The following is a 25,336-nucleotide window of genomic DNA, read 5'->3' on the forward strand; positions in this document are numbered from 1 at the left end:
TGCGATTACCTCAGTTTCAGGGTGGCGAGACCGAACAGCACCAGGATCACGGTGATGATCCAGAAGCGCACGATGACCCGCGGTTCGGGCCAGCCCTTCAATTCGAAATGGTGGTGGATCGGCGCCATGCGGAAGACGCGCTTGCCGGTCAACTTGAAGGAGGCGACCTGGATGACCACCGAGAGGGTCTCCATGACGAAGACGCCACCCATGATGAACAGCACCACTTCCTGGCGGACGATCACGGCGATGGTGCCCAGGGCGGCGCCCAGCGCCAGGGCGCCGACGTCACCCATGAAGACCATGGCCGGATAGGTGTTAAACCAGAGGAAGCCCAGACCCGCCCCGATCAGGGCGCCGCAGAAGACGATCAGCTCGCCGGAGCCTTCCACATAGGGAATCAGCAGGTAGTCGGCGAACTTCACGTTGCCCGACAGGTAGCAGAAGATGCCCAGGGCGCCGCCAACCATCACGGTGGGCATGATCGCCAGGCCGTCGAGGCCATCGGTGAGGTTGACCGCGTTGCTGGAGCCGACGATGACGAAGTAGGTCAGCACAACGAAGAAAATCCCCAGCGGGATTTCGATGTTCTTCAGCAGCGGCAGGATCAAGGTGGTTTCGATTGGGGCCTTGGCCGTCATGTAGAGGAAGATCGCCGCCCCCAGGCCGAACACCGATTGCCAGAAGTACTTCCAGCGACTGGGCAGGCCCCGGGAGTTCTTCTCGATCACCTTGCGATAGTCGTCGACCCAGCCGATGGCGCCGAACAGGAAGGTCACCCCCAGCACGGTCCAGACATAGCGGTTGTGCAGATCGGCCCACAGCAGGGTGCTGATGCCGATGGTGGTCAGGATCAGGGCGCCGCCCATGGTGGGGGTACCGGATTTGGACAGGTGCGACTGGGGGCCATCGTTGCGCACGGCCTGGCCGATCTGGCGGATCTGCAGGGTGCGGATCATCCAGGGGCCGAGCCACAACGACAGCATCAGGGCGGTCAGGACGCCCAGAATGCCGCGCAGGCTGAGGTATTGGAAGACGGCGAAGCCCTTGTAGAACTGTTGCAGGAACTCCGCCAACAGCAGCAGCATCAGTGTTTCTCCTCGGTGTTGAGAGCGCAGAGCGCGGCGACGACCTTATCCATCGCGGCGCTGCGGGATCCCTTGATCAGCAGGGTGGTTCCGGCCCGGTCCTCGTCCGCCAGGGCCTCGATCAGCTGTTCGCGCTCGGCGAAATGTCGGGCTTCGGCGCCATAGGCGCGGGCCGCATGGGACATGGAGGGACCGACGCTGTAGAAGGCGTCCACCTTGCCGCGGGCATGCTCGCCCACGTCGCGATGGCCTTGTTCGGTCCATTCGCCCAACTCGGCGATGTCGCCCAGGACCACCACCCGACGGCCCGGCAGGGCAGCCAGTAGATCGATCCCGGCCTTCACCGAGGCGGGGTTGGCGTTGTAGCTGTCGTCGATGACCTGGGCGCCGCGCTGGCTGGTGCGGGTCAGGGTGCGGCCCTGGACCGGTGCCGCTGTGGCCAGGCCACGGGCGACGGTGGTCAGGTCCAGGCCCAGGCTGAGGGCGGCCGCCGCGGCGGCCAGGGCATTGCCGACGTTGTGGGCACCCAGCAGTTGCAAGGTGATGCATACGTCGTCTTGGGCAGTGTGCAGGGTGAAGCTCGGACGACCTTGGCTATCCAGGCTCACCTCGGTGGCGCGGACATCGGCGCGGGCATCCAGGCCGAAGGCGATGACTCGGCGCCCGGCCGCACGGCGTTGCCAGGTCTCGAAGGCGGCGTCATCGCGGTTGAGCACCACGGTGCCCGCCTCGCCCACGCCCTCGATGATCTCGCCCTTGGCCTCGACGATACGATCGACACCGCCGAATTCGCCCACATGGGCCTGGCCGGCGTTGGTAATGATAACGACATCCGGGCGTGTCAGGCTCACGGTATAGGCGATGTCCCCGACGTGGGAAGCGCCCAGCTCGATGACGCCGAAGGCGTGCTCGGCGGCCAGTTGCAGCAGGGTCAGGGGTGCGCCGAGTTCGTTGTTCAGATTGCCTTGGGTGGCCAGCGTGGCACCCTGCTGACGCAGGATGGCGGCGAGCAGTTCCTTGACCGTGGTCTTGCCGCTGGAGCCGGTCACGGCGGCGAGCTTGCCTTGGAACAGATCACGATTGAAGGCGCCGAGGCGACCCAACGCCAGGCGGGTGTCGGCTACCACCAGTTGGGGCAGATGAACCTCGGGCACGGCCCGCTCCACCAGGGCTGCCGCGGCGCCCTGGGCGGCCACGTCGGCCAGATAGGCATGACCATCGAAGCGCGGCCCGCTCAGGGCGACGAAGAGTTGTCCGGCCATGGCCTTGCGACTGTCGGTGCCGACGCCATCGAACAGGGCATCGGCGCCCAGCAGGTTGCCGGTCAGGGCCTCGGCCACTTCGGTGAGGGTGAAGGATCTAAGCATGCTGTCGCTCCCAGGCGGTCAGGGCCCGCTCGGCCTGGTCGAGATCGGAAAAGGGATGGCGGACCCCGGCGATTTCCTGGTAGGGCTCATGGCCCTTGCCGGCCAGCACCACGATGTCCTGGGCGGTCGCCGCGGCCACGGCCTGGGCGATTGCCACCTCGCGCCGGCCGGCGAAGCTCACCTGCTCGGGCTGCGCGAAGCCCGCGCGAATGTCGGCGACGATGGCGGCCGGATCCTCGGTACGGGGGTTGTCGTCGGTCACCACCACCTGGTCGGCCAGGCGCTCGGCCACCGCGGCCATCTCCGGCCGCTTGCCGCGATCGCGATCGCCGCCACAGCCGAACACGCAGACCAATCGACCCTGGGCACCGACATGGGGCCGCAGGGCAGTGAGCACCTTGTCCAAGGCGTCGGGGGTATGTGCATAGTCCACTACCACCAGCGGCCGCCCGGCGCCACCCAGGCGCTGCATGCGCCCGGCCGGGCCCTGCAGCTGCGGGAGGATGGCGAGGATGTCGGCCAGCGAATGACCGAGCCCCAGCAGGGCACCGATGGCGGCCAGCAGATTGCTCAGGTTGAAGCGTCCGATTAGCTGGCTGCGCAGCTCGCCGGTGCCCTGGGCGGTGACCAGCTGGGCGCGCACGCCGTGGTCGTCGAACTGGATAGCCTGGCAATGGAGGCTGGCGGCCGGATCGCTCAGGCTGTAGGTCAGGGTCGCTGCCAGGCTGGGGCGAGCTGCCAGCTCGCGGCCAAAGGCATCGTCCATATTGAGGACGCGGGTGCCGAGCCCGGGCCAGGCGAACAACTGGGCCTTGGCTTCGCCATAGGCGGCCATGGTGCCGTGGTAATCGAGGTGGTCGCGGGACAGATTGGTGAAGACCGCGACCTTGAAGGCCAGCGCTGCCACCCGGCCCTGGACCAGGCCATGGGATGAGACCTCCATGGCCACGCTGGCGGCGCCACCGGCGGCCAGTTCGGCCAGGGTCGCCTGCAGCTTGAGGGGGTCCGGGGTGGTATGGCGGCCTTCGGCGAGGGCGCCATGGAAGCCGCTACCCAGGGTGCCGACGATGCCGCAACGCTGACCGAGCAGGTCGCAGGCCTGGGCGATCAGCTGGCTGACACTGGTCTTGCCGTTGGTGCCGGTGATGCCGACCAGCGCCAGGCGCTGGCTGGGTTCGCCATGGAAACGACCAGCGATGGCGGAAAGCTTGCCGGCCAGACCTTCAACGGCGATCAGAGGGATGTCCAGGTTCGGCAGCGCGGGAGCGTCCTTCACCTCGTAGGCGATGGCTGCGGCACCCCGTTCGGCGGCACTGGCGATATGAGCACGGCCATCGCTGTGCAAGCCGGGAATGGCGAGGAACAGCGAGCCCGGCCGAACGTCGCGACTGTCCAGCGCCAGGCCGTCGATGTTGACGGCAGCGCTGGCCTCAGGCAGGAGTTCGGTCAGCAGGCGGCTCATCGATCACGCTCCCCGACCAGCAGCGGCTTGGCGGCAGCCTGGGCCTGGGCCTGCTGCACCGGCAGCGGCTGCAGATTGTCCGGCTGGATGTTCATCAGGCGCAGAGCGCCGGACATCACGCGGCTGAACACCGGCGCCGACACCACGCCACCGTAGTAGCCGCCCTTGCTGGGACGGTCGATCACCACCACCGCGGCCAGGCGCGGATTGCTGGTGGGGCCGAAGCCGGCGAACAGCGAGCGATAGGAATTTTCGGCATAGCCCCGGGTACCGGTGCTGGTCTTGCGCGCGGTACCGCTCTTGCCAGCGACGTGGTAGCCCGGCACCTGGGCGCGGAAGGCACCACCGGGAGCTTCCACGACCTGTTGCAGCATGCCCTGCAGGGTCTTGGCGACGCGCTCGTCCACCGCCTGGTCGCTGGCCGGAGCCTTATCCAGGCGTACCATGGACAGCGGTACCGAGCGCCCGTCGTTGGCCAGCACCGAATAGGCATGGGCCAGCTGCACGGCGGTCACCGCCAGGCCGTAGCCATAGGACAGGGTCGCGGTCTCGGCCGGACGCCAGGTGCGGTGGTTAGGCAGATTGCCGACCCGCTCGCCGGGGAAGCCCAGACCGGTGTCCTGGCCGAGGCCGACGGCGCGCATGGCGTTGTAGATGTTCTCGCCACCGACATCGAAGGCGATCTTGCTCATGCCGACGTTGCTGGACTTGATGAGGATGCCGGTCAGGTCCAGGGCGCCATCGCTGTGGGAGACGTCCTTGATGGTGTAGCGGCCGATCTGCAGCGAACCGGGATAGACGTTGACCTTGTCGGTGGGCTTCCAGCGACCGCTGGCGAGCGCCGCGGTCATGGAGATCGGCTTCATCACCGAGCCGGGCTCCATGACGTCGATCATCGCCCGGTTGCGCATAGCGGCCGGTTCGAGGCTGCGTCTGTTGTTGGGGTTGTAGGTGGGCATGTTGACCATCGCCAGGACTTCGCCGGTCTTGACGTCGACGATGGTGAGGCTGCCGGCCTCGGCTTCGAACTGGGTCAGGGCATTGCGCAGCTCGCGGGCAGCGAGATACTGCAGACGCAGGTCGATGGACAGCGCCAGGGTATTGCCCGGCTTGGCGTTCTTGGCGACCTGCACATCGCGGATCAGCCGACCGCGACGATCCTTGACCACCTGGCGACGACCCGGCACGCCGGACAGCCATTCGTTGAAGGCCAGTTCGATGCCTTCGCGGCCGTGATCGTCGATATCGGTGAAGCCGACCACATGGGCCGCCACCTCACCCGCCGGATAGAAACGCCGAAATTCCTCGATGTCGTAGACACCGGGAATCTTGTGTGCCTTGACCTGGCTCATCACCGCTTCGCCCTGCTCGGGCGTCAGGCCGCGGGCCAGGTAGAGAAATTCCTTGCTGGCGTTCTGCTCGATGCGTTTGGCCAGTTCCGCACGCGGCTGGCCGACGGCATCGGCCAGGGTCGGCCAGCGATCCTCGGCGCCCAGCAGCTCCTTGGGATTGATCCACAGGGTGGTGACCGGCGTACTCACGGCCAGGGGTTCGCCATTGCGATCGGTGATCAGGCCACGGTGCGCCGGGATAGGAATGGTGCGCACGCTGCGCGCATCCCCCTGCCCCTTGAGAAAGGCCCGGTCGATCACGTGCAGATCGACGATGCGCCAGATGATGGTGCCGACCATGACCAGCAACAGCCCGATAATCAGGCTGAAGCGCCAGGGCAGGCGCGCGATCAGGCCTTTCACGGATTGACCATCCGGATTTCGGTCGGATCGGGAATGCGCATCTGCAGCTGACCGCTGGCCAGGGCCTCGACGCGGCTGTGGGCGGTCCAGGTGCTCTGCTCCAGCAGCAGCCGACCGTACTCGGCCTGGGCCTTGTCGCGGATGGCCATCTCGCCATAGAGGGTATTGAGCAGCTGGCGATTCCAGTGGGCGCTATAGGCCACGGCTACCGCCGACAGCAGCACGCCAGCGAACAGCACCAGCATGACGCTGCTGCCCAGGGGCAGTTTCTTGACGAAGAGCCGGCTCATTTCAGCTTCTCGGCAACGCGCATCACGGCGCTGCGGGCGCGGGGATTGGCGGCCAGTTCGGCTTCGCTGGCATAGACCGGCTTGCCCAACAGGCGCAGCGAAGGCTCGAAGACCGTGGCGCGGATCGGCAGGTCGCGCGGCAGCTGGTCGGCCTCGCCCTTGGCCAGTCGGCGCATGAATTGCTTGACGATGCGATCTTCCAGGGAGTGGAAGCTGATCACCACCAGCCGGCCACCCACCGCCAACTGCTCGTAGGCGGCCTGCAGGCCCTGCTCCAGATCGCTCAGTTCGCGGTTGATGTAGATACGCAGCCCCTGGAAGGCGCGGGTGGCGGGATGTTTGCCCTTTTCCCAGGCCGGATTGGCCTCGGTGAGCACCTTGGCCAGATCACCGGTGCGTTCGAAGGGCTGGATCTCACGACGCTGCACCACGGCGCGCGCCATGCGCTTGGCGAAGCGCTCTTCGCCGAATTCCTTGAACACCTGGGCGATATCGGCCTCGGCAGCCGTGGCGATCCAGGCGGCGGCGCTCTGCCCCCGGCTCGGATCCATGCGCATGTCCAGGGGACCGTCCTGCATGAAGCTGAAACCGCGCTCGGGATCGTCGAGCTGGGGCGAGGAGACGCCCAGATCCAGCAACACGCCATCGACCTGGCCGGACCAGCCACGGCTGACGAGTTCATCGCCCAGCTCGGCGAAGCTGCGCTGGACGATCTCGAAACGCGGATCTTCCGCGGCCAGGGCCTGGCCGGCAGCGATCGCCTGGGGGTCCTTGTCGAAACCCAGCAACCGCCCTTCCCCACCCAGCAGGCGCAACGCGGCCCGGCTGTGTCCGCCGCGGCCGAAGGTGCCGTCCAGATAACGGCCGGCAGGCTGGATCGCCAATGCCTGTACGGCCTCGTCCAGGAGAACGGAGACGTGGTGGAAGACTGGGTTCATGGTCACAGGATCAAATCGCGCATTTCATCCGGCATACCGCCGGGTTCCTTAATCGCCAGGAGATCCGCGTCGCACACGGCACTCCAGGCATCATCATCCCATAACTGGAACTTGTTGAGCTGCCCGACCAGCATCACGCGCCGGTCCAGCTTGGCGTATTCACGCAGGCGCGGCGGAACCAGGAAACGGCCACTGCCGTCGAGCTCCAGATCCACCGCATTGCCGATCAGCAAGCGCTGCAAGCGGCGAGTCTCCTCGCGTAGCGAGGGCAACTGCCGCAGTTTGCTTTCGATGATTTCCCATTCCGGGAGTGGATAGACGCAAAGGCAGGGGTCGACGGCATCGATCGTCACGATGAGCTGGCCGGCACAACGCTCCAGCAGCTCGTCACGATACCGGCTCGGCATCGCGGCGCGCCCCTTGGCGTCGAGACTGATGGCGTTCGCTCCCCGGAACAATTTCGCATCCTCTAATAGGCTGTCCTTGCCATTAAATCCCACTTCGCCCCACTTCGTACCACCGGCCGCCACTATATTGAGGAGGGCCGCTTTCAGTCAAGGTAAGCGAGGGGGTTCCCAGGCCGCGTGGGACGCGGATTTCGAGCAAATTGCACGAGTTCACGACCAAGACGAACGACATCGATTTCCGACAAACGGAAATGAAGTCAATTGATTGGCTCAATTGATTAAAGTGATGTCTTAAGAAGAGGTCTCAGACCCCAGGCGTAGAGGCCCGGGAGGGAGGGAGTGCGAGAGCCGACCTGTAAGCCGGGTTCTGTCGAGGACAGTCATTCCTCTGGGACAACCATCGCTGATTGCCTCTAGCGACCTACCCGAATCCAGCGCGGGCCACGCCTATGGATTCCTATTTGGTCTTGCTCCAGGTGGGGTTTACCTAGCCACGAACTGTTGCCAGCCGTGCGGTGCGCTCTTACCGCACCTTTTCACCCTTACCGGCGCTTGCGCGCTTAGGCGGTTATTTTCTGTGGCACTTTCCGTAGGCTCACGCCTCCCAGGCGTTACCTGGCACCTCGCCCTATGGAGCCCGGACTTTCCTCCCTCGCGACCCTTGCGGATCACGACAGCGACTGCCCGGTCGGCTCTCGCGGCGCAAGGGTATAGAGACTGGGGGCGGATAACAAGGAAAGATGCCCACTAATTCGCCCTACTCGCCCTTGCGCTCCAGCGCTAGCTGGTAGAGCAGGTTCTTGCGCGCGCCGGTGATCTGGGCGGCCAGGGCGGCGGCGCGCTTGACCGGCAGCTCGGCCAGCAGCAGATCGAGGATGCGCAGGGTTTCGGCATCGACCTCGGCGTCTTCCGGCGCGGTCCAGCCGGCCACCAGCAACACGCATTCGCCGCGCTGCTGATCCAGATCCTCGCGAATCCAGGCCTGCAGCTCGCCCGCGGGCAGGCCGCGCAGGGTCTCGAAGGTCTTGGTCAGCTCGCGCCCCAGCACGATGTGCCGCTCGGGCCCGAAGATGCTCACCATGTCGGCCACGCAGTCGTCGAGGCGATGGGGCGCCTCGTAGAAGATCAGGGTGCGCGGGTCTTCGCGCAGGGCCGCCAGCCGCCCCTGCCGGCCCACCGCCTTGGCTGGCAGGAAGCCCTCGAAGCTGAAGCGGTCCGAAGGCAGCCCGGCCGCCGACAGCGCCGCGATCAGCGCGCAGGCACCGGGAATCGGCGAGACCCGGATGCCCTGGGCGCGCGCGGCGCGCACCAGGTGAAAGCCCGGATCGGAAATCAGCGGCGTGCCCGCATCGGAGATCAGGGCGACGTCCTCTCCCGCCAGCAAGCGGGTGATGAAGCGACCTCCGGCATCGCGCTCGTTGTGGTCGTGACAGGCGGCAAGTGGCGTTTCGATACCGAAATGGCGCAACAGGCGCGCCGAATGACGGGTGTCTTCGGCGGCGATCAGGGCCACGTCGCGCAGGACCTTGAGGGCACGGGTGGTGATGTCGTCCAGGTTGCCGATGGGGGTGGCAACCACATAAAGAGTACCCGGCGAAATCATGATGAAACCTGACGGACTGGAAATAGCCCAACAGTGTACGCCGCTCTCGCCCTCGGCGTTCGCAGCGCCTGGGTGCTGTGAGACAATCGCCCCTTTCCGAACTCTGCTCAGGAACCACCGCATGAAGTTCCGCCTGCGTCCGCTGATCTGCGCCACCGCCTTCGCCCTGCTCGCCGCCTGCAGCAGCTCGCCCACCACGAGCAGCCTCGGGGCGCTGCCTCAGCCCAGCCAGGCCAGCATCGAGCAACTGCTGAACCAGGCCGGCGCCAGTCAGTCCGAGCAGGCCAATCTGCTGCGCCTGACCGCCGCGGACAAGGCCTATGCCCAGCAGAACGCCCGCGAAGCGCGGCAGATCCTGGGCTCCATCAATCTGGAAGGCTTGAAGCCGGCGCAGCAGATGTTCGCCCAGACCCTGCTGGCCCAGCTCGATCTGCTCGACAAGCAGCCGGCCCAGGCCCTCAAGCGTTTCGACCATCCCAGCTTCGCCCAACTGGGCGAATTGCCGGCTCAGCAGCAGATCCGCAGCGGCCTGACCAAGGCCGAGGCCCAGGCCGCCAATGGCCAGCCGCTCGCCGCCGCCCAGGAGCGCATCTTCCTAGGGCCGCTGCTCGAAGGCGATGCCGCCCATGACAACCGCGAGCAGATCTGGCAGCTGGTGACCAGCCTGCCGGATGCGCAACTGCGCCAGAGCGTGAAGGATGCCGATCTCAATGGCTGGCTGGCCCTGGCCGCCATCACCCGCGGCAACCTGGCGCTGGATCAGCAATTGTCGGCCATCGAGGAATGGCAGCAGCAGCACCCCGGCCATCCCGCCGCGCGCAATCTGCCCGATGACCTGGAACGCCTGAAGACCCTGGCGCGCGAGCCACTCAATCGCGTCGCCCTGCTGCTGCCCCTGCAGGGCCAGCTCGCCGGCGTCTCCCGCGCGCTGCAGGACGGCTTCATGGCCGCCCGCTACGAAGCCCTGGCCACGGGCCAGACCGCCCCGGCCGTGACCGTCTACGACAGTACCCAGATGGGCTCGCTGGACGCCTTCTACCGCCAGGCCCAGGCCGCCGGCATCCAGCTGGTGGTCGGCCCGCTGGAAAAGAATCTGGTCAAGCAGCTGAGCGATCGCCCGCAATTGCCGCTCAACACCCTGGCGCTGAACTATGGCGACAGCCAGGGCGCCCAGCCGCCCCAGCTCTTCCAGTTCGGCCTGGCCGCCGAGGACGAGGCCCGTGAAGCCGCCCGCCGTGCCTGGGCCGATGGCAAGCGCAGCGCCGGTGCCATGGTGCCCCAGGGCGACTGGGGTACCCGCGTGCTGGCCGCCTTCCAGAACGAGTGGCAGCAGTTGGGTGGTCGCCTGGTCGCCGCCGAGCGCATCGGCCAGCCGGTCGAGATCGCCAACCGCATCACCAGCCTCCTGCAGATGCGCCAGGGCATGGACTTCATCTTCCTCGCCTCGACGCCGACGCAGGCCCGCCAGATCAAGCCGATCCTGGTCTACCAGAACGCCCGCGATCTGCCGGTGTACGCCACTTCCAACCTCAACAGCGGGGTCAACGAACCCGGCGTGAACCAGGATCTCAACGGCATCCTGTTCTGCGAAACGCCCTGGCTGCTGGACCCGAGCAATCCGCTGCGCGCCAAGATCACCGCCCAGTGGCCCCAGGCCGGCACCAGCATCGGGCGCCTCTATGCCATGGGCGCCGATGCCTACCTGCTGGCGCTGCACCTGCAGCAGCTCAAGGCCCTGCCCAACTCCGAGCTGCCCGGCCTGTCCGGCAATCTGAGCGTGGCGCCCGATCAGCGTGTGGTGCGTCACCTGCCCTGGGCGGAATTCCGCAACGGCGTGGCCCAGCCGCTGCCAGCCAACAATGCACCGCTGCCCACCACCAGCGTGCCGGCCTCGCTCAGCACGCCGTGAAGCAGGCCCCGCACCTCCAGCGCGGCAAGCAAGGCGAGGACCGTGCGCTGCAGTTCCTGCAGACGCACGGTCTGCGCCTGATCGCCCGTAACTGGCGCTGGCGTGGCGGTGAGCTCGATCTGGTCATGCTCGACGGCGATACAGTAGTATTCGTCGAGGTACGCGCCCGCAGGCACACCGCCTGGGGCGGCGCCGCGGAAAGCATAGATGCCCGCAAGCGGCAGCGACTGGTCAACAGCGCCGCCCTCTTTCTGCAATCCGAAGCGCGCTGGGCCAAGCGGCCTTGTCGTTTCGACGTGATCGCGATCGGCCCCGGGGCCGACGCGTCCCCTCAGGCACTCGAATGGATCAAACAGGCCTTCGAGGCCTGAGGCACTCCACAGCACAGGTCAAAGATATCGCGATGGACACCCACGCCCGCATCCAGAAACTCTTCCGGGACAGCATCGAAACCAAGCGTCAGGCCATGGAAGTCCTGATTCCGCATATCGATCTGGCCAGCCAGGTCATGGTCGCGGCCCTGCTCAACGAAGGCAAGATTCTCACCTGTGGCAATGGCGGTTCCGCCGGCGACGCCCAGCATTTCTCCTCGGAACTGCTGAATCGCTTCGAGCGCGAGCGGCCCAGCCTGCCGGCCCTGGCCTTGACCACCGACACCTCGACGCTGACTTCCATCGCCAACGACTACAGCTACAACGAGGTGTTCTCCAAGCAGATCCGTGCTCTGGGTCAGCCCGGCGACATCCTCCTGGCCATCTCCACCAGCGGCAACTCGGCCAACGTGATCCAGGCGATCCAGGCCGCTCACGACCGCGAGATGACCGTGGTCGCGCTCACCGGCCGCGATGGCGGCGGCATGGCCTCGCTGCTGCTGCCCGAGGACGTCGAGATCCGCGTACCTGCCAAGGTCACCGCCCGCATCCAGGAAGTGCACCTGCTGGTGATCCACTGCCTGTGCGACCAGATCGATCAGCAACTGTTTGGAAGCGAAGAATGAAGAAAGCTCCTCTGCTCGCCATCCTGGCGCTGTCCTTTGCGGTCGCCGGCTGCAGCAACGTGGTCACCGCCAGCCGCGACAAGCCCATCGACGACAACCGCGGCACCCGTACCCTGGGCAGCACCGTCGATGACGCCCTGATCGAGACCAAGGCCGCGGTCAACATCTCCAAGGCCAATGCCGACCTGGCCAGCTCGCACATCGTGGTGGTGAGCTACAACGGCGTGGTACTGATCGCCGGCCAGACACCGCGCGCCGATCTCAAGGCCCAGGCCGAACAGGCGGTGCGCAGCGTGCAGCGGGTCAAGACCGTGCACAACGAACTGCAGGTGACCGGTAACTCCTCGCTGCTGGCGCGGAGCAACGATTCCTGGCTGACCACCCGCATCAAGACCCAGATGTTCGCCGACCAGGACATCCCAGGCTCGCGCATCAAGGTGGTCACGGAAAACGGCATCGTCTATCTCCTGGGCCTGGTGACCCAGCAGGAAGCCGCCCATGCCGTGCAGCTGATCCAGAGCGTCTCGGGTGTGCAGCGCATCGTCAAGCTGTTCGAATACATCAACTGATCCCTATTCGCCGCCCAACAAAAAGCCCCGCAATGCGGGGCTTTTTGTTGGGCGGCGTGCCTTAGGCGGCCTGCCACTCGCTTTCGGCTTCGTCGCGGGTCTTGGACAGGCGTACCTGGCTGCCTTCCACGGACTGGACCCAGCTCAGCGGAATGTAGTGATGCTTGCCATCGGCGTCCTGATCGCGCTTGGTCAGCTTGATGCGATCGGCGCCCTCCATGTGGTCGACGGTGCCCACGTGCTGGCCGTCCGAACCGACAACTTCCGCATGCTCTTTGATCTGGGTTGCATCTACCATGGTGGTTCTCCGGCAGGTTAAGAAAAAAGGAGGCGCCTCTCTGAGTGCCTGCAGGATAGGAGGCGTGAGCAGCCGTCTGGGTTCGGCCTGTGCCGACGAAAGGCCATCATTGAGGTCAGAAGCCTGAGAACTGCGAAGAGGATCCACCGATGAGTGATGAGCCAAGCAAGCTGATCCGTTCCAAGGAACGCTGGGCCCAGGAGGGCCGCTTCCTCACCGGCCAGGGCGCACGCCCGGACAGCGAACGCCTGCCGCCCGGCCAGCATCGGGTTAGCAACTGGCCGGTCCTGGATCTAGGGGTACGCCCGGAAGTCAGCCAGGAACGCTGGCAACTGGCGGTGACCGGCGCGGTCGGCAAGACGCTGCGCTGGAACTGGGAGACCTTCGCGGCGCGGGCGACCACCCAGGCCATCAGCGACATGCACTGTGTCACCACCTGGTCACGCTATGACAATCACTGGATCGGCCTGCCGGTAAGCGAACTGCTGGACGAGGTACAGCCGCGGGACGAAGCGACCCATGTGCTCCTGCACAGCTACGACGGCTACATTACCAACCTGCCGCTGGCCGATTTCGCCGCACCTGGCGCCATGCTGGTGCACAGCTGGGAAGGCCAGCCGCTGACCGCCGAGCACGGGGGCCCGGTGCGGGCATTGATCCCGCACCTCTATCTGTGGAAGAGCGCCAAGTGGCTCAGGCGCATCGACTTCCGGGTCGGCGACACGCCTGGCTTCTGGGAGATGCGCGGCTATCACGACCGGGGCGACCCCTGGCAGGAGCAGCGCTACTCCGACGACGACGCCTGAGGCTCTCTCAGCGTGCGGCCGGAGCCAGCTGCAGCTCCACCGGATCGCCGGGGTTGAGACTGCGGATACGGAATTCGTCGCGGGTGAGACCGAGGATTTCCGTGGGATAGGTGATGCCTTCCTCGATCAGATTCAGGCCCTTCTCGGTGCGCGTCCAGCGGCCCAGGGAGGGCTGGCTGCTCGGCGAGGCCATCACCAGGGTGCCATCGCTGAGAAAGACATAGAGCATTCCCGGCTCGATGCTGTTGCTGGTCTTGATCTGCCAGACCTTGTTGACGAAGCCTTCCTGGGCACTGCCCTGCTTGTCGCCACCGCCCTGCCCGTAGCCGATCAGCCCGGCCACGACACAGAGCGCGCCTATCACCAGCACCACCACGCGCCAGTAACGACGCGCCTTGTCTTGCAAACTCATGTCACTCCTTGGGTGTTCTTGAGGCTGGCGAGGTAGGTGCCCAGCGGCGGGCGCTCCTGGAAATAGCCATGCAGCCCGGCAAAGATCGAATCGGCCAGCTGCTTCTGGTGGCGACTGTCGAGCAAGCGCCGGCAGTCGCGATCATTGGAAATGAAGCCCGTCTCGACCAGGATCGAAGGGATGTCCGGCGATTTGAGCACAGCGAACCCCGCCTGCTCCACCCGTTTCTGGTGCAGGTTGGTGATGTTCGCCAATTGCCCCAGCACCTTGTGGCCCAGGTCCAGGCTCGACGAGATGGTGGCGTTCATCGACATGTCCAGTAGCACGCCGGCCAGCATGGGATCGCGGCCCTTGAGAATCTCGTTGGCACCGATCAGGTCGACGTTGTTCTCGCTGTCGGCCAGGAAGCGCGCCGTGGTGGAGGTCGCGCCTCGCTCCGACAGGGCATAGACCGAGGCGCCATAGGCCGTACGTCGCGGTGCGGCATCGGCGTGCACCGAGACGAACATGTCGGCGTTGTAGCTGCGGGCGACCTCGACCCGCTTGCGCAGCGGCACGAAGAAGTCGTCGTTGCGCACCAGCTTGGCCTTGAAGCCCTTCTGCAGGTTGATGCGCCGCGCCAGATTCTGCGCCACGATCAGGGCGATGTCCTTTTCCCGATCACCGCGGGCGCTCAGCGCACCGGGATCCTTGCCACCATGCCCGGCATCGACCACCACCATGATGTCGCGCCCCGTGGCCAGGCCCTTGCCACGCTTGACCTCCAGCGGCGGCTCGGCGTCGACCGGCTTGCGTGCGGCCACTGCCGGCGTCCCGGCGCGCTTGAGATCGAGCACCAGGCGGTTGGACGCGCCCTCGCCCGGGCCGAGGATGAAGCTCTCCATCTCCACCGGATGGGCCAGCTCCAGCACCACCCGGGTGTCCTGGGCGCCATAGCGGGCGCTGCGCACGGCGCGCACCGGCGACCCCTGCAGGGCGAGGTGGTTGAGCACCGCGGGCGCCTGGGTATCGGCGAGATCGAGAATGATGCGATCCGGCGCCACCAGGGTAAAGGTCTTGTAGCGCACCGGTCCGGTGAGATCGAAGACCAGGCGGAGCTTCTCAGCGTCCTGCCAGGCCCGGGCACCCTTGAGTTGCTGCCGGGCGGCAAACGCCGGCAACCCGACGGGCAAAGTCATGCCAGCCAGGATCAGATTGAGCAGACGACGGCGATTCATGGGGTCCTCGCGAGAAACGAGAAACGGCTGGGAAGTTACAACATAACGCTAAAGATCGCCTGCCGACTGGCCCCTGTCAACTGCCATTCGGACAAAATATTCCTTAGAAAACGAGGGCATAGCGTTCGTTTGCAGAATCAGCTTTAGATACAGTCACTTGCCGCTCTCGCGAGCCGACCGTCAAAGGCGCGAACGGCGAGAAGTGCGACGGAGAGCGAATTTATCGGCGCCGTCATCGTCGAAGTGTCAGGCACTTCCGCCTTTGAAGGGATCACACCATGAACAAGAAGATTGCAGTCGCGACCGCCCTGCTGGCCGGCACCGTGCTGGCGGGCTGTTCCTCGGTCAAGAACACCGCCGACTACACCGTGGGTCGCGTGGAATTTCGCGAGCAGCCGCTGGTGAAGCAGGTGGAAAAGGGGATGGCCAAGGCTGACGTCCTGCGTATCGGCGGCACCCCGTCGAGCACCTACACCCGCAAGTATCGTCCGGGTACCTGCAACAACTATGTGCTCAACAAGGACGGCAAGGAGCAGGTCTATTCGATCGGCTTTGACAGCATGAACCGCGTCGACAGCAAGGACTTCGAGACCTGCGAAAGCGCCGACCGCGCCTGATCGGGGATCTGACCGGCCAGCCAGGCCGGGTGTCCTGACGGACGCTGGCGGCGTCTGATGGACAGGATCGGCGAGCGGCAGCACCCTAAGCCCTCGCCATCCATGAACGTTGCGCCGACGTCCTGCACTGCGGATCGACGCAGGCACGGCCAGCGCCGCCAGGCTCTACCCATCGTTCCAAGGAATTCAGGCATGTCCAGACGTCACCTCATACTCACAGCTGCGGTGCTTTCCCTGACTGGCTGCGGTGGCTATGACTACAGTTGCGATGCGGCCAAGACCGCCGAACTGGTTCGTCAGCAATACGCCCAGACCATCAACGAGATCTATGCGGACGACATCGCCGCTGGCCAGCCCGCGCTGGAGGCCAACCAGATCTCGCTGGTCGACATCAAGACCCAGGAAGAACCCTCAGACAGTGGCGAAGCAGGCTTCTATACCTGCAATGCGACCGTCGAGGCCACCTGGCCCAAGGCCGCTCTCGAACGCCTGGCTCCGGCCGCCGCTCAATTGGCCAGCGTGGGTGCCATCCTCGAAAACGGCCACCTGCGCCATGCGCTCAGCTACGAGTCCTCGCTGGAAGGCAGCGACAAGCAGCGCGTCGACATCACCCTGCCCGAAGCCGTGGACCTGAGTCTCAAGACCCTGGCCGGCCAGGAACCGATGGACGAATACCTGGAAGACGCTCCCGACGGCGAACAGGAAGCGCCCTGATCCACCGGCGCCTGCGCTGCTGTGCAGTGCTGGCGCCCGGGTGTATGATCCGGATTCCCCTCCGCCAGCATCCTCCGGCGGGTTCGTGAGCCCCGGCACCCCTGTGGAGATCCCGCATGGCGTCGTTGCCCTCCGGCCCGGCAATCGTCACTTCGCGTTTGCACCGTGCCTCGTCCGCGCTCACGATGACCAGAACCGTGATCTAGAAAGCCGCCTCGGAGAGACGCTTCATGCCTGACTATCGCTCGAAAACCTCCACCCAGGGCCGCAACATGGCGGGCGCCCGAGCGCTCTGGCGCGCCACCGGGATGAAGGACGAAGACTTCAAGAAACCCATCATCGCCATCGCCAACTCCTTTACCCAGTTCGTGCCGGGCCATGTCCATCTCAAGGACTTGGGCCAGCTGGTCGCCCGGGAGATCGAGAAGGCTGGCGGCGTGGCCAAGGAATTCAACACCATCGCCGTGGACGACGGCATCGCCATGGGCCACGACGGCATGCTCTATTCGCTGCCGAGTCGCGAGATCATCGCCGACGCCGTGGAGTACATGGTCAATGCCCACTGCGCCGACGCCCTGGTGTGCATCTCCAACTGCGACAAGATCACCCCCGGCATGCTGATGGCCGCCCTGCGCCTGAACATCCCGGTGGTGTTCGTCTCCGGCGGTCCCATGGAAGCCGGCAAGACCAAGCTGGCCAGCCACGGCCTGGACTTGGTCGACGCCATGGTCATCGCCGCCGACAGCTCGGCCAGCGACGAGAAGGTCGCCGAATACGAACGCAGCGCCTGCCCCACCTGTGGCAGCTGCTCGGGCATGTTCACCGCCAACTCCATGAACTGCCTGGTCGAGGCCCTCGGCCTGGCCCTGCCCGGCAATGGCTCGACCCTGGCTACCCACGCCGACCGCAAGGAACTGTTCCTGCAGGCCGGCCGCACCATCGTCGACCTTTGCCGTCGCTACTATCAGGAAAACGACGAGTCGGCGCTGCCGCGCAACATCGCCTGCCATGCGGCCTTCGAGAACGCCATGACCCTGGACATCGCCATGGGCGGCTCGACCAACACCATCCTGCACCTGCTGGCCGCCGCCCAGGAAGCCGAGGTGGACTTCGATCTGCGCGACATCGATGCCCTGTCGCGCAAGGTGCCGCAGCTGTGCAAGGTGGCGCCGAACATCCAGAAGTACCACATGGAAGACGTGCATCGCGCCGGGGGCATCTTCAGCATCCTGGGCGAACTGGCCCGTGGCGGTCTGCTGCATACCGACCTGCCCACCGTGCACAGCCGGACCCTGGGCGAAGCCATCGAGCAGTGGGACATCACCCTGACCCAGGACGAGGCGGTGAAGACCTTCTTCCGCGCCGGTCCCGCCGGCATCCCGACCCAGGAAGCCTTCAGCCAGGCGACTCGCTACGATACCCTGGACGACGACCGCGCCGAGGGCTGCATCCGCAGTGTCGCGCACGCCTATTCCCAGGAAGGTGGTCTGGCCGTGCTCTACGGCAACATCGCCCTGGACGGCTGCGTGGTGAAGACCGCCGGCGTGGATGAATCCATCCATGTGTTCGAAGGCAATGCCAAGGTCTTCGAGAGCCAGGACGCCGCGGTGCGCGGCATCCTCGCCGACGAGGTCAAGGCCGGCGACATCGTCATCATTCGCTACGAAGGGCCCAAGGGCGGTCCGGGCATGCAGGAGATGCTCTACCCCACCAGCTACCTGAAGTCCAAGGGACTGGGCAAGCAGTGCGCCCTGCTCACCGACGGTCGCTTCTCCGGTGGCACCTCGGGTTTGTCCATCGGCCACGCCTCTCCGGAAGCTGCAGCCGGTGGTGCCATCGGCCTGGTGCGGGATGGCGACAAGGTGCTCATCGACATTCCCCAGCGCAGCATCAACCTGCTGGTGAGCGACGAAGAGCTGTCCCATCGCCGCATCGAGCAGGACAAGCTGGGCTGGAAGCCGGCACAACCCCGTGCCCGCCGCGTGACCACCGCGCTCAAGGCCTATGCCCTGCTGGCCACCAGCGCCGACAAGGGCGGCGTGCGCGACAAGGCGCTGCTGGGCTGACCGTTACTGCGAGGCGATGGCAGCTGCCGTCGCCTCGCAGCACTGCTCCATCACTCCCCTCTGCTCTCCACGCTCTATTTCACCCCTCTGGCTCCGCTCTCTCCTCGCCACTCCGTCTGCCCCTGCCTTCCTTACAGCCTCCGTGCGGGTAACCCCCATTCCAGAGGGGTTCCACAGTTGCTTGGCTTGCTAATTTTGTAGAAGCGCAGCCTGTGATTCAGCTCACACCTCGCGATTAGCGAGCCGCTAGGCCGTTGAGTGATCAAAGGCTACCCTCCGTCTGCCGCTGAATTGATTCAGCGATAAGTTTGTAGTCAGGTTGAGCCCCAATGGTCACACCTATGCTGATCTTCCGCTGGAGCACGGCGGGTCAGGTGTAGGCCAGGCACGCGTCACACAACAACAATAAACAGGGAACATAAATGAATAAGAAAAAGGCTATGCCCTTGGCCAGGGTTTCGGTCGCCTCCTTGATGAGCACACTCCTGCTGATTCCTTCGGCACACGCCCTGGAAACGATCGGGTACTTCCGTACCGGGCTCGGCGATTCCTCCGGTTCCGACTCCATGCGCTGCTTCAAGCTGCAGGGCGCGCAGTCCAAGTATCGCCTGGGCAACGAATGCGAACAGTACGGCGAACTGGCACTCAAGCAGGACGTCCTGACCCTCAACGACGGCTCGGCAGTTGGCGTATACGGCATGGGCAGCTTCTTCAACCGCTACGACCGCACCCCGACCTTCAACGGGGACAATGGCGAGATCCGTGCCGTCCAGGCCTACGCCTACTGGAACAACATCGCCGCGCTGAACGGCGGTAATCTCTGGGCCGGCCGCCGTTACTACAAGCGGAACGACATCCACATCTCCGACTTCTTCTACTGGAACCAGAGCGCCACCGGCGGCGGTATCGAGGACGTCAACATCGGCGGTCTCAAGTACAGCCTGGCCTTCTCGCGCAAGGACAACCAGAACCAGAAGGACTTCCAGAACCGCCTCGACTTCAACGTCGCCGGTTTCAACACCAATCCCAATGGCTCGCTGGAGATCGGCGTCAGCTACCTGGACAAACCCACCAACCAGCCCAATGCCAACAGTGGTGTAGCCGTGACGCTGCAGCACAAGCAGGCCAACTTCATGGGCTGGGGCGGCGTGAACACCTTTGCCGTACAGCGCGGCCAGGGCCCGGGCACGGCGCTGGGCAGCACCGGCGATCCGACCCTGAGCAGCGCCGACGTCTCCTATCGCGTCGTCGACTTCTTCGACTGGCAGATCAGCCGCTACTGGGGTGGCCAGATCGCCGCGGTCTACCAGAAGGACGAACGTCCCAACGGCAATGACCTACGCTGGACCTCGCTGGGTGGCCGTCTGGTGTACGGCATCACCGACCAGTTCAAGTTCTCCACCGAACTGGGCCATGATCAGGTGCAGGCTCCCGGCGGCACCCGCAAGCTGACCAAGCTGACCCTGGCGCCTACCTGGTCGCCCAAGGGCCCGGAATTCAAGACCCGTCCCGAATTCCGCCTGTTCTACACCTATGCCGCCTGGAACCGGGCAGCCCAGCAGGCGGCCGATGAATTCGACGCCGGCTCCGCGCTGTCGAGCACCGGTACCTTCGGCAACGATCTGCACGGCTCCAACGTCGGCTTCCAGATCGAGCAGTGGTGGTAACAGCTCCACGGCGACCGACGCTCTGTCGGTCGCCTTCCCGTCTCTGAACCCGAGCGCACAACAATGAAAAGAACCGTCTCCCTTTCCGCCTTCACCGGTTGCCTGCTAGCCGCCACCCTGGCCAGCGCCACCGCCCAGGCGGCCCCCGTATCCGCCTGCCTCATCACCAAGACCGATACCAACCCCTTCTTCGTGAAGATGAAGGAAGGTGCCAGCGCCAAGGCCAAGGAGCTGGGCATGACGCTCAAGGCCTATGCCGGCAAGATCGATGGCGACAGCGAAAGCCAGGTCGCGGCCATCGAGACCTGCATCGCCGATGGCGCCAAGGGCATTCTCATCACCGCCTCGGACACCAAGGGTATCGTCCCCAATCTGCAGAAGGCCCGCGAGGCCGGCCTGCTGGTGATCGCCCTGGATACCCCCCTGGACCCGGTTAACGCCGCCGACATGACCTTCGCCACCGACAACCTGCTGGCCGGCAAGCTGATCGGCCAGTGGGCGCGGGAAACCCTGGGTGACAAGGCCAAGGACGCCCGAGTGGCCTTTCTCGACCTGAACGCCTCCCAGCCCTCGGTGGACGTCCTGCGCGACCAGGGCTTCATGCTCGGCTTCGGCATAGATCCCAAGGATCAGAACCGCATCGGCGACGAGACCGACTCGCGCATCGTCGGCCACGACGTGACCAACGGCAACGAGGAAGGCGGCCGCGCAGCGATGGAAAACCTGCTGCAGAAGGACCCGACCATCAACGTGGTGCACACCATCAACGAACCGGCCGCCGCCGGTGCCTACGAGGCGCTCAAGGCCGTGGGTCGCGAGAAGGACGTGTTGATCGTGTCCATCGACGGCGGCTGCCCGGGCGTGCACAACGTCGCCGACGGCGTCATCGGCGCCACCTCCCAGCAGTACCCGCTGCAAATGGCCGCGCTGGGCATCGAGGCGATCAAGACCTTTGCCGACAGCGGCAAGAAGCCTACCGCCACCGAAGGCAAGAGCTTCGTCGACACCGGCGTGAAACTGGTGACGGACAAGCCGGTACCCGGCATCCAGTCCATCGACAGCAAGACCGCCCTGCAGAAATGCTGGGGCTGATGGCCCCTCGTCTACGCTAGAGCAGACCGATCGCCCCGCCAGCCGTGCCGGCGCGGGCGATCGCCTCTCGGCCGATCCGCTTTCAGGAGATTGCCATGAGCGATCCGACCTCGCCTTCCCCGTCCGGGCAACCCTTCGAACAGGTGCTCAAGCACAGCGCCACGGAGGTCGCCTCCTTCGCCCGTGACGAGCGCAGCCCGCTCGTCAAATTCCGCCACTTCCTGCATTCGCGCCCCTCGGCGGTCTCGCTGCTGGTGCTGCTGTTGTCGCTGGGCATCTTCGGCGCCCTGCTGGGCGGCAAGTTCTTTTCCGCCTTCGCCCTCACCCTGATCCTGCAACAGGTCGCCATCACCGGGATCGTGGGCGCGGCCCAGACCCTGGTGGTGATCACCGCCGGCATCGACCTTTCGGTAGGCGCCATCATGGTGCTGTCCTCGGTGGTCATGGGCCAGTTCACCTTTCGCTACGGCCTGCCGGTGGAGTTGGCGATCCTCTGCGGCCTGGTGGTGGGCACCCTGTGCGGCATGGCCAACGGCTGGCTGATCGCCCGCATCAAGCTGCCGCCCTTCATCGTCACCCTGGGCATGTGGCAGATCGTGCTCGCGGCCAACTTCCTCTATTCGCGCAACGAGACCATCCGCGCCCAGGAAATCGGCGCGACCGCGCCGCTGCTGCAGGTGTTCGGCGACAATTTCCGCCTGGGGGGCGCGGTCTTCACCTACGGCGTGATCGCCCTGGTGGTGCTGGTCGCCCTGCTCTGGTACGTGCTCAACCACACCGCCTGGGGGCGTCATCTCTATGCCGTAGGCGACGATCCCGAGGCCGCGGCGCTGGCCGGGGTCAACGTCCGCCGCATGCTGATCACCGTGTACGGCCTGTCGGGGCTCATCTGCGCCTTCGCCGGCTGGGTGCTGATCGGCCGCATCGGCTCGGTCTCGCCCACCGCCGGCCAGTTCGCCAACATCGAGTCCATCACCGCGGTGGTGATCGGCGGCATCTCGCTGTTCGGCGGCCGTGGCTCGATCCTCGGCATGCTGTTTGGCGCCCTGATCGTCGGCGTCTTCGCCCTGGGCCTGCGCCTGCTGGGTACCGACGTGCAATGGACCTATCTGCTGATCGGCACGCTCATCATCGCGGCCGTGGCTATCGACCAATGGATCAGAAAGGCGGCCAGCTGATGACTACCGAACCCCTGCTGATGGCGCGCGGCCTGGTGAAGCGCTACGGCCGCGTCACCGCCCTTGACCACGCCGACTTCGACCTGCTGCCGGGCGAGATCCTCGCCGTGATCGGCGACAACGGCGCCGGCAAGTCCTCCTTGATCAAGGCCATCTCCGGCGCCCTGCGGCCCGATGAAGGCGAGATCCGCTTCGAGGGGCAGCCGGTGCAGTTCGCCTCGCCCATCGCCGCGCGCCGCGCCGGCATCGAGACGGTCTACCAGAACCTGGCGCTGTCGCCAGCGCTGTCCATCGCCGACAACCTCTTTCTCGGTCGCGAACTGCGCAAGCCGGGGCTGCTGGGCACCCTCTGCCGCACCCTGGACCGCAAGGAAATGGAGCGCATCGCCCGGGAAAAGCTCTCCGAACTGGGGCTGATGACCATCCAGAACATCAACCAGGCGGTGGAGACCCTGTCGGGTGGCCAGCGCCAGGGCGTCGCCGTGGCCCGGGCGGCGGCCTTCGGCTCCAAGGTGATCATCCTCGACGAGCCCACCGCGGCGCTGGGGGTCAAGGAGTCGCGCAAGGTGCTGGAACTGATCCTCGACGTGCGGGCCCGCGGCATCGCCATCGTGCTGATCTCCCACAACATGCCCCATGTGTTCGAGATCGCCGATCGCATCCACATCCACCGGCTGGGTCGCCGGTTGACGGTGATAGACCCGCGCGAACACTCCATGGCCGATGCGGTGGCACTCATGACCGGCGCCCAGACGGTGGCCGCCTAGTCGACTTCGACTGACCAGGCACCCTCCCGGGTCTTCCAGCCGGCAGTCGCCTTGGAAGACCCGGGTGGGGCCGCCTACCCAGAAGCGGATCGTCGCTTCTGCGACGAAAATCTGACCGAACGCTCAAGTTATCGCGCACTTGCACCGATAAAGCCTGAATAATTATTTCGGAGCTACACAACGTGCCTGCCTTGTCGTTGAAACAGAAACTCTCGTTGTCTGCCACCGCGGCCGTGCTGGTGGTGGGTGTAGGTCTGACGACCATCAACTTCTTCAACACCCGTGCGGCCCTCGAAGCCTCCACGATCGAACAGCTGAAGACCGTCAGCTTCGTCTTCAACGGCGGTGTCCGCCAGTGGTTCGACGGCAAGGCCGCCGCGTTGCGTGCCCTGGCGGCGGACACCCAGGAGACGAACCTTCCGGCCGGTCTCAATCAGGTCAAGCGTTCCGGCGGCTTCGACAACGTCTTCTATGCCCGCGGCGATGGCAGCCAGGTCAATGCCAACGGCGCTCAGTTACCGCAGGACAACAACGACCCGCGCCAATGGCTGTGGTACCAGCAGGCGATGCAGAATCCCGGCAAGGTGTTCTTCTCCATACCCACGGTGGCGGCGGCGACCAAGCAGAACGTGCTGTCCCTGGGCTGGGCGTTGCAGTCCGGTGGCAAGACCAGCGCCATCCTCGGCGCCGACGTCAGCATCGGCGACATCCTCGATCAGCTCAAGCGGGTGCAGCTGCCGGGTGCCGGTAGTGCCGTACTGGTCAACGGCCAGAACATCGTGCTGGGGCATGAAAACACCGCCCTGTTGGCCAAACCGCTCACCGAGCTCTATCCCCAGCTCACCGCGGACACCCTCCAGCGGCTGGCCCAGGCGCCCGGCGAGCGCTATGTCGAGACCGCCGCCGGCCAGCGGCTCTATGCCGCGCCCATGAATCGCGACGGCGAGACCCTGGTGATGGTGGTCGACAGTGGCGTCCTGCTGGCACCGCTACAGCGGCAACTCTGGATCAGCATCGTCATCCTGGCCGTGGTGCTGGGGGGCTCGCTGCTGCTCATCAACCTGCTGTGCAGCTATCTGCTGCGGCCGCTGGGTGTGGTCTCGAACGGTCTGCAGGTGATCGCCGACGGCCAGGGCGACCTGACCCGGCGCATTGCCGTACAGAGCAACGATGAAGTCGGCGGCCTGGCCGGTCACTTCAACCAGTTTGTGGCCAGCCTGCACGGCCTGATCGGTGGCGTGCGCCAGCATGCCCAGAGCGTGGACGCCGAATCGCAAAAGGTCCTGCAGCGCAGCGCCGCGGCTACCCAGGAGCTGGGACGTCTTCAGCAGGAGATCACCCTGGTGGCCACCGCCGTGACGGAGATGTCCTCGGCCACCCAGGAGATCGCCCGCAATGCCGAGCAGACCGCCGCGGCCATTCGCCAGTCCTCCGATAGCACCGCCCAGGGTCTGACGCTGGTGCAGACCAGCAAGGAATCCATCAACAGCCTGGCCCGGGAAGTCGACGACGCCACCCGGGTGATCGGCGAGCTGGATCACCACTCCCAGGCCATCGCCAAGGTGCTGGACAGCATCCAGAGCATCGCCGAGCAGACCAACCTGCTGGCGCTCAACGCGGCCATCGAGGCGGCCCGCGCCGGCGAACATGGTCGCGGCTTCGCGGTGGTCGCCGACGAGGTGCGGACGCTGTCGCAGCGGACCCAGGCCTCGACCCGGGAGATCAACGAGACCATCGGCACCCTGCAGCAGATGACCCGCCAGGCGGTGCAGCGCATGGACAGCAGCATGGCCATCGCCGAGCGCAGCGTCGCCGACGTGGAACGCGCCTCCAGCGCCCTGGAAGAGATCGCCCAGAGCGCCGGCGTCATCTCCGAAATGTCCCTGCAGATCGCCACGGCGGCCGAGGAGCAGACCTCGGTCACCGAGGAGATCACCCGCAACGTCATCACCATCAAGGGCCTCGGCGACACCCTGGCCAGCGGCGCCGAGGATTCGGAACGTCAGTCGCGCTCCCTGCAGCATCACGCCGCCGATCTCAATCGCGACGTGGCCCGCTTCATCCTGTAAGACGCAAGGCATAGCCGCCGCCCCCCAGGTCGGCGGCTTTCTCCAGGCC

At 65.6% G+C, this 25,336-nt stretch carries 24 protein-coding genes, 1 other RNA gene and 1 pseudogene; 14 read left to right on the plus strand and 12 right to left on the minus strand.

Features of this window, described 5'->3' with window-relative positions; genetic code table 11:
• Positions 1–5: 5 nt before the first annotated feature.
• The 9 genes from mraY to rsmI form a co-directional block, all read right to left on the minus strand.
• Complete coding sequence (gene mraY / locus C722_RS0111910; RefSeq protein ID WP_017640710.1) at positions 6–1,088, minus strand: phospho-N-acetylmuramoyl-pentapeptide-transferase; 1,083 nt, start codon at positions 1,086–1,088, stop codon at positions 6–8.
• Positions 1,088–2,455 (minus strand): UDP-N-acetylmuramoyl-tripeptide--D-alanyl-D-alanine ligase, encoded by a 1,368-nt coding sequence (gene murF, locus C722_RS0111915; RefSeq protein WP_017640711.1) that lies wholly within the window; start codon positions 2,453–2,455, stop codon positions 1,088–1,090. The genes mraY and murF overlap by 1 nt, the downstream gene beginning before the upstream one ends.
• A complete protein-coding gene (locus C722_RS0111920) occupies positions 2,448–3,917 on the minus strand; it encodes a UDP-N-acetylmuramoyl-L-alanyl-D-glutamate--2,6-diaminopimelate ligase (RefSeq protein ID WP_017640712.1) in 1,470 nt (489 codons plus the stop codon). The genes murF and C722_RS0111920 overlap by 8 nt, the downstream gene beginning before the upstream one ends.
• The gene (locus tag C722_RS0111925) at positions 3,914–5,608 is read right to left on the minus strand and encodes a peptidoglycan D,D-transpeptidase FtsI family protein (RefSeq protein WP_371099783.1); all 1,695 of its coding nucleotides are present in this window, start codon (positions 5,606–5,608) and stop codon (positions 3,914–3,916) included. The genes C722_RS0111920 and C722_RS0111925 overlap by 4 nt, the downstream gene beginning before the upstream one ends.
• Before the next feature lie 59 nt (positions 5,609–5,667).
• Positions 5,668–5,961 carry a cell division protein FtsL gene (ftsL, locus tag C722_RS0111930; RefSeq protein ID WP_017640714.1) on the minus strand — a complete coding sequence of 98 codons (294 nt, stop codon included), beginning with the start codon at positions 5,959–5,961 and terminating at the stop codon, positions 5,668–5,670.
• Positions 5,958–6,899 carry a 16S rRNA (cytosine(1402)-N(4))-methyltransferase RsmH gene (rsmH, locus tag C722_RS0111935; RefSeq protein WP_017640715.1) on the minus strand — a complete coding sequence of 314 codons (942 nt, stop codon included), beginning with the start codon at positions 6,897–6,899 and terminating at the stop codon, positions 5,958–5,960. The genes ftsL and rsmH overlap by 4 nt, the downstream gene beginning before the upstream one ends.
• 2 nt (positions 6,900–6,901) lie before the next feature.
• Positions 6,902–7,357: a division/cell wall cluster transcriptional repressor MraZ gene (mraZ, locus tag C722_RS0111940; protein ID WP_017640716.1), complete on the minus strand. Its 456-nt coding sequence runs from the start codon at positions 7,355–7,357 to the stop codon at positions 6,902–6,904.
• 289 nt (positions 7,358–7,646) lie between these two features.
• An RNA gene (gene rnpB / locus C722_RS25455) (RNase P RNA component class A) lies at positions 7,647–8,002 on the minus strand.
• A 61-nt stretch (positions 8,003–8,063) separates the two neighbouring features.
• A complete protein-coding gene (gene rsmI / locus C722_RS0111945) occupies positions 8,064–8,906 on the minus strand; it encodes a 16S rRNA (cytidine(1402)-2'-O)-methyltransferase (protein ID WP_371099784.1) in 843 nt (280 codons plus the stop codon).
• Between the two features lie 124 nt (positions 8,907–9,030).
• Here rsmI and C722_RS0111950 point away from each other — a divergent pair, with 124 nt between their 5' ends.
• The 4 genes from C722_RS0111950 to C722_RS0111965 are packed head-to-tail and all read left to right on the plus strand — an operon-like array spanning position 9,031 to position 12,384.
• Entirely contained in the window at positions 9,031–10,818 is a 1,788-nt protein-coding gene (locus C722_RS0111950; RefSeq protein WP_017640718.1) for a penicillin-binding protein activator, read from the plus strand.
• Positions 10,815–11,189: a YraN family protein gene (locus tag C722_RS0111955; protein WP_017640719.1), complete on the plus strand. Its 375-nt coding sequence runs from the start codon at positions 10,815–10,817 to the stop codon at positions 11,187–11,189. Before C722_RS0111950 ends, C722_RS0111955 begins: the two co-directional genes overlap by 4 nt.
• 32 nt (positions 11,190–11,221) lie before the next feature.
• A complete protein-coding gene (locus tag C722_RS0111960) occupies positions 11,222–11,815 on the plus strand; it encodes a phosphoheptose isomerase (protein WP_007162067.1) in 594 nt (197 codons plus the stop codon).
• The gene (locus C722_RS0111965) at positions 11,812–12,384 is read left to right on the plus strand and encodes a BON domain-containing protein (protein ID WP_017640720.1); all 573 of its coding nucleotides are present in this window, start codon (positions 11,812–11,814) and stop codon (positions 12,382–12,384) included. The genes C722_RS0111960 and C722_RS0111965 overlap by 4 nt, the downstream gene beginning before the upstream one ends.
• A gap of 61 nt (positions 12,385–12,445) precedes the next feature.
• On the opposite strand, the gene C722_RS0111970 is transcribed toward C722_RS0111965, so the two are convergent.
• On the minus strand, positions 12,446–12,682 hold the full coding sequence (locus tag C722_RS0111970) for a DUF2171 domain-containing protein (protein WP_017640721.1): 237 nt from the start codon (positions 12,680–12,682) through the stop codon (positions 12,446–12,448).
• 149 nt (positions 12,683–12,831) lie between these two features.
• Here C722_RS0111970 and C722_RS0111975 point away from each other — a divergent pair, with 149 nt between their 5' ends.
• A complete protein-coding gene (locus tag C722_RS0111975; RefSeq protein WP_017640722.1) occupies positions 12,832–13,488 on the plus strand; it encodes a sulfite oxidase-like oxidoreductase in 657 nt (218 codons plus the stop codon).
• A 7-nt stretch (positions 13,489–13,495) separates the two neighbouring features.
• On the opposite strand, the gene C722_RS0111980 is transcribed toward C722_RS0111975, so the two are convergent.
• Positions 13,496–13,900 carry a hypothetical protein gene (locus tag C722_RS0111980; protein ID WP_017640723.1) on the minus strand — a complete coding sequence of 135 codons (405 nt, stop codon included), beginning with the start codon at positions 13,898–13,900 and terminating at the stop codon, positions 13,496–13,498.
• Positions 13,897–15,117: an N-acetylmuramoyl-L-alanine amidase gene (locus C722_RS0111985; RefSeq protein ID WP_017640724.1), complete on the minus strand. Its 1,221-nt coding sequence runs from the start codon at positions 15,115–15,117 to the stop codon at positions 13,897–13,899. Before C722_RS0111985 ends, C722_RS0111980 begins: the two co-directional genes overlap by 4 nt.
• A gap of 278 nt (positions 15,118–15,395) precedes the next feature.
• Between C722_RS0111985 and osmE the strand changes: the two genes are divergently transcribed.
• From osmE to C722_RS27045, 9 genes and pseudogenes are all read left to right on the plus strand, one after another.
• A complete protein-coding gene (gene osmE / locus C722_RS0111990) occupies positions 15,396–15,734 on the plus strand; it encodes an osmotically-inducible lipoprotein OsmE (RefSeq protein WP_017640725.1) in 339 nt (112 codons plus the stop codon).
• 192 nt (positions 15,735–15,926) lie between these two features.
• Positions 15,927–16,448, plus strand: a complete 522-nt coding sequence (locus tag C722_RS0111995; RefSeq protein ID WP_017640726.1) for a hypothetical protein — start codon at positions 15,927–15,929, stop codon at positions 16,446–16,448.
• A 230-nt stretch (positions 16,449–16,678) separates the two neighbouring features.
• Positions 16,679–18,514 (plus strand): dihydroxy-acid dehydratase, encoded by a 1,836-nt coding sequence (gene ilvD / locus C722_RS0112000; protein WP_017640727.1) that lies wholly within the window; start codon positions 16,679–16,681, stop codon positions 18,512–18,514.
• A 473-nt stretch (positions 18,515–18,987) separates the two neighbouring features.
• A complete protein-coding gene (locus C722_RS0112010) occupies positions 18,988–20,181 on the plus strand; it encodes a carbohydrate porin (protein WP_017640730.1) in 1,194 nt (397 codons plus the stop codon).
• Between the two features lie 63 nt (positions 20,182–20,244).
• Positions 20,245–21,273 (plus strand): sugar ABC transporter substrate-binding protein, encoded by a 1,029-nt coding sequence (locus C722_RS0112015; protein ID WP_017640731.1) that lies wholly within the window; start codon positions 20,245–20,247, stop codon positions 21,271–21,273.
• 95 nt (positions 21,274–21,368) lie between these two features.
• Positions 21,369–22,451, plus strand: coding sequence for an ABC transporter permease (locus tag C722_RS0112020; RefSeq protein ID WP_017640732.1), 1,083 nt, complete (start codon positions 21,369–21,371; stop codon positions 22,449–22,451).
• Positions 22,451–23,218, plus strand: a complete 768-nt coding sequence (locus tag C722_RS0112025; RefSeq protein WP_085984308.1) for an ATP-binding cassette domain-containing protein — start codon at positions 22,451–22,453, stop codon at positions 23,216–23,218. Before C722_RS0112020 ends, C722_RS0112025 begins: the two co-directional genes overlap by 1 nt.
• Before the next feature lie 242 nt (positions 23,219–23,460).
• Positions 23,461–24,429: pseudogene (locus C722_RS27040) on the plus strand (cache domain-containing protein); the annotation flags it as partial.
• 144 nt (positions 24,430–24,573) lie between these two features.
• The gene (locus tag C722_RS27045; protein ID WP_371099785.1) at positions 24,574–25,287 is read left to right on the plus strand and encodes a methyl-accepting chemotaxis protein; all 714 of its coding nucleotides are present in this window, start codon (positions 24,574–24,576) and stop codon (positions 25,285–25,287) included.
• Positions 25,288–25,336: the final 49 nt, after the last annotated feature.

Origin of the sequence: Pseudomonas sp. 313, assembly GCF_000316965.1 — a bacterium.
GTDB lineage: Bacteria > Pseudomonadota > Gammaproteobacteria > Pseudomonadales > Pseudomonadaceae > Chryseomonas > Chryseomonas benzopyrenica.